Consider the following 410-nt stretch of genomic DNA (forward strand, 5'->3'; position numbering starts at 1 on the left):
CCACTGTTAACGGCCGAAGAAGAAGTTTATTTTGCGCGTCGCGCACTGCGTGGAGATGTCGCCTCTCGCCGCCGGATGATCGAGAGTAACTTGCGTCTGGTGGTAAAAATTGCCCGCCGTTATGGCAATCGTGGTCTGGCGTTGCTGGACCTGATCGAAGAGGGCAACCTGGGGCTGATCCGCGCGGTAGAGAAGTTTGACCCGGAACGTGGTTTCCGCTTCTCAACATACGCAACCTGGTGGATTCGCCAGACGATCGAACGGGCGATTATGAACCAAACCCGTACTATTCGTTTGCCGATTCACATCGTAAAGGAGCTGAACGTTTACCTGCGAACCGCACGTGAGTTGTCCCATAAGCTGGACCACGAACCAAGTGCGGAAGAGATCGCAGAGCAACTGGATAAGCC

Annotated in this window: 1 protein-coding gene; it reads left to right on the forward strand. The window is 54.6% G+C overall.

Going from position 1 to position 410, the window contains the following annotated elements; genetic code table 11:
- Window positions 1-410: sigma-70 family RNA polymerase sigma factor (locus NBZ83_RS32685; protein ID WP_261576574.1), on the forward strand; the 410-nt coding region annotated here is incomplete at both ends.

The organism is Frankia gtarii, assembly GCF_025403375.1.
GTDB classification, from domain to species: Bacteria; Actinomycetota; Actinomycetes; order Frankiales; family Frankiaceae; genus Frankia; species Frankia gtarii.